The 3,531-nt window shown below is 59.6% G+C and carries 3 protein-coding genes and 1 pseudogene; 1 reads left to right on the top strand and 3 read right to left on the bottom strand.

The window, feature by feature from the left end; all coding sequences use genetic code 11:
* Positions 1-1,425 (top strand): annotated as a pseudogene (locus QZ329_RS15255) (VirB4-like conjugal transfer ATPase, CD1110 family); the annotation flags it as partial.
* Here the strand turns inward: QZ329_RS15255 and QZ329_RS15260 are convergent.
* From QZ329_RS15260 to QZ329_RS15270, 3 genes are all read right to left on the bottom strand, one after another.
* Positions 1,401-2,126, bottom strand: coding sequence for a hypothetical protein (locus QZ329_RS15260; RefSeq protein WP_295753857.1), 726 nt, complete (start codon positions 2,124-2,126; stop codon positions 1,401-1,403). The pseudogene QZ329_RS15255 and the gene QZ329_RS15260 overlap by 25 nt on opposite strands.
* Positions 2,126-2,518, bottom strand: a complete 393-nt coding sequence (locus tag QZ329_RS15265; protein ID WP_295753858.1) for a single-stranded DNA-binding protein — start codon at positions 2,516-2,518, stop codon at positions 2,126-2,128. Before QZ329_RS15265 ends, QZ329_RS15260 begins: the two co-directional genes overlap by 1 nt.
* An 81-nt stretch (positions 2,519-2,599) precedes the next feature.
* Positions 2,600-3,531, bottom strand: a 932-nt coding sequence (locus QZ329_RS15270; protein ID WP_295753859.1) for a prealbumin-like fold domain-containing protein, incomplete at its 5' end; no start/stop codon positions are given.

A 3,531-nucleotide genomic window follows, 5' to 3' on the forward strand; every position in this document is an offset into this window, starting at 1 on the left:
CTCTGGCCGGATGGGATTTTTCAGTTCGGGAGCAAATTCTCCAAGACCATCCGCTTCACGGATATCAACTATGCGATTGCCTCTAAGGAGGATAAGACCTCCATGTTCCTGGGCTACTCAGAACTGCTGAACGCCCTGGACACGGGGTCCACCACCAAGATCACCATCAACAATAAGCGGCTGAACCGGCAGAACTTTGAGCAGGAAATCCTCATCCCCCGCCAGGACGATTACCTCGACGGCTACCGGGCGGAGTACAATTCCATGCTCATGGACAAGGTGACGGATTCCTCCAACAGCGTGGTGCAGGAGCGGTATGTCACGCTGTCCGTCCACCGGAAGAATGTCGAGGAGGCCCGCGCCTTCTTCGACCGGGTGACGGCGGACGTGACCACCCGCCTCAGCCACCTGGACGCCCACAGCGAGGAGCTGGACGCCGTGGAACGGCTCCGGGTCCTCCATGACTTCTACCGCACCGGCGAGGAGGCGGAATACCATCTGGACCTTCGGGACCTCATGCGGAAGGGCCACAGCTTCAAGGATACCATCTGTCCGGATAGCCTGGAGTTCAAGAAGGACCACTTCGTCATGGGCAATAAGTTTGGGCGGGTGCTGTTCCTCAAAGAGTACGCCAGTTACATCAAGGACAGCATGATCTCCGAGCTGACCGCCCTGAACCGGACCATGATGCTGTCCATCGACGTGATTCCCGTTCCCACCGACGAGGCCGTCCGGGAGATGCAGAACCGGCTCCTGGGCGTGGAAACCAATGTCACCAACTGGCAGCGGCGGCAGAATAACAACAACAATTTCTCCGCCGTGGTGCCCTACGATCTGGAGCAGCAGAGAAAAGAAACCAGGGAGATGCTGGACGATCTCACCACGAGGGACCAGCGGATGATGTTCGCCGTGGTGACGCTGGTGCATCTGGCGGACAGCAAGGAGGAACTGGACAGCGACACGGAAACCTTACAGTCCGCCGCCAGGAAGCACCTGTGCCAGCTGGCCACGCTGAACTGGCAGCAGGCCGACGGGCTGGTGACGGCCCTGCCCCTGGGCCTTCGGCGGATCGACGCTCTGCGAACCCTCACCACGGAGGCCCTGGCCGTCCTGATGCCCTTCAAGGCCCAGGAAATTCGGGACCAGGGCGGCGTCTACTATGGGCAGAACGTGATCTCCAAAAACCTGATCGTCGCTAACCGGAAGGAGCTGCTGAACGGAAACGGCTTCGTGCTGGGGGTCTCCGGCTCCGGCAAATCCTTCACCGCCAAGGAGGAAATCGCCGGGGTTGCCCTCTCCACAGAAGACGACATCATCGTAATAGACCCCGAGTCGGAATACGGGCCGCTCATCGAGGGCCTGGGCGGCGAGGTGGTGAACATCTCCGCCACGTCCCGGAATCACATCAATGCCATGGATATGGAGCAGGGCTCGGCGTCGATGGCCTGGATTTCTTTTTTTGCTTTCGCAAGCTCCACCGCCTGGGCGGCGGCCTCCTCACGCTGCTCCTCCGGCAGCGCCTGGACCTGTTTGGTGATGTTGTAGCCCTGGTTCACAGACAGGTCCCCGCTGTCCAGGGCCTCCTTCACGGTGGCAGGGGCGTGTTCATCAATCTGCATGACCTTGCCCATGGTGCGCTCTCCCAGGCCAACAGCTTCTGCCAGCTCTTTACGGGTATCTACAGAAGAAACCGCTTCCGGCAATGTTGCCGAAAGCGGTTTTTCTCCAAATTTATCCCCACCCGCAGCAGACTGATTGGCCTTAGCTTTCGCCTCGATCTCCGGTTTCAGCTTCAAAGCAATTTTACCCAGCTCCCACTTCTCCAGATTGCGGCGGCCCCGCTGATTCTCAATGGCCCATCGCTTGGCCTCCAGCAGATCCTCAAACGAGAACACCGCCATTTTATACGGAATACCGTGCCTTACGCACAGGCTCTGGCGGTTGTGCCCGTCGACGATTACCATGTCCTCATTGACAATAATGGGAGCGTAACAGCCGTTTTTCAGCAGGTCCGCCTCCAGGGCGGAAAGCTGCTCCCCCGTGAGAGGGGGGAGCAGTTCTGCCATCTCCGGCAGCACTACCGGCGTCCGGTCAGCGCTGCCATATTCGACGCCTGTGTTCCGCATTACGCAATGGCTTCGCTCTCAGGCATCCCGCAGGCGGCCTCCCGGTTCGCCATGGCGGCCATGGCGGCGGTGTTTGCCTTCCTGGGGGAGAGGAACTCCACCTCCGTGCCCTTGATAAGAAAACCGGGCTGCCGGGAGGGATCGTCGTCAAAGGCGATGGTTTCAAAGTCTCCAGCGGCGGCCAGCTTGCAGCCCTTATAGGCGAAGGCGGCGCAGCGCTCTGCCAGACGGCCCCGGACCTTGATGGAGACGAAGTCGGTGATCTGAGAACCGTCCCTGGCCCGGTAGCGCCGGTCCGAGGCGATCCGCAAGATGGCGTAGGGCTTGCCATCCTCATGGGACTTCAGCTCTACGTCGTTGGTCAGGTTTCCGGTTGCGGTGATCTTCAGCATGGTTTGTTTGCTCCTTTACAAGTGATTTATTTATAATGTATGGGAGGCCCGCTTTTCAGCGGACCTCCAGAATGCTGGGAGTCAATAGCCGGTACGGGGCAGCGGAGTGGCGGGGACCTTCTTGCCATAGACAGTGGTCACCCAGCGGCTGACTGCCTGGACCCATACGCCATTGTAGGTGCCGCCCACATCCGCTTTGTTTACAAAGGAGTCGGCGGCAATGCTGGACACGGCCTTGCAGTACAGCATGGGCTTCTCTACCTGAGCGAAGCCTCCGGGAGCCTGACCAAACACGAACATGATCTCGGTGACGCGCTCGTTGCTGGCAAGGCCCAGGGCCGTGGCGGAAGCGGCGAGGGTGTAGTTCTTCTGTGTGGAGAGGTTGTCCGCCAGGGTCTGGGGATCGCCGCCGTTTACCCGATAGGTGATCTTATAGGTGCCGGGGAAATTGTAGGTGCCGGTGACAATCTTCTCCAGCCGGACCTCGGCGGGGAGGGTGTCTCGCCAGTAGAAATTGTCGAGGCGCACATTGGAGCTGTTGGCAATGCCGGAGAAGGTGTAGTTGACCGGCTGGCCAGCCATAGCCTCGGCAGGGCCGGTTTTGGTAATGGCCACACCAGTGGTCATGCTCTTGTTGGTGACCTCGAAGCGGACGATCTGGCCCTCATGCTCCAGATAGGCGGTCAGGGGCGTCTCGTTCACACCGTAATTGGAAGGCGCTTTCACCTCGCGGATGGTGTAGCGGCCCAAGGGAAGCTGGCGGGAAACGGCGAGACCCCGGCTGTCGCTGCGGATAGTGTCCACGAGATTGCTGGCCTTGTCGTAGATTTCAAAGACCGCGCCCTCCAGCAGCGTTCCGGCGGGGAGGCCGTTGGTGGAGTTATAGTCAGCGGATTTCTTCGTGATCTGAATCTGTCCGCTGATAGGCGTGTTCTCCCACTCCACCAGGGTTGTTTCGCCGGGCTTCACATAGACGGTTTTCATCTGCGTGTCCGTGATATAGCCCTCGTTCT

The sequence above is a fragment of the uncultured Oscillibacter sp. genome (assembly GCF_910579365.1).
Classification (GTDB): Bacteria; Bacillota; Clostridia; order Oscillospirales; family Oscillospiraceae; genus Oscillibacter.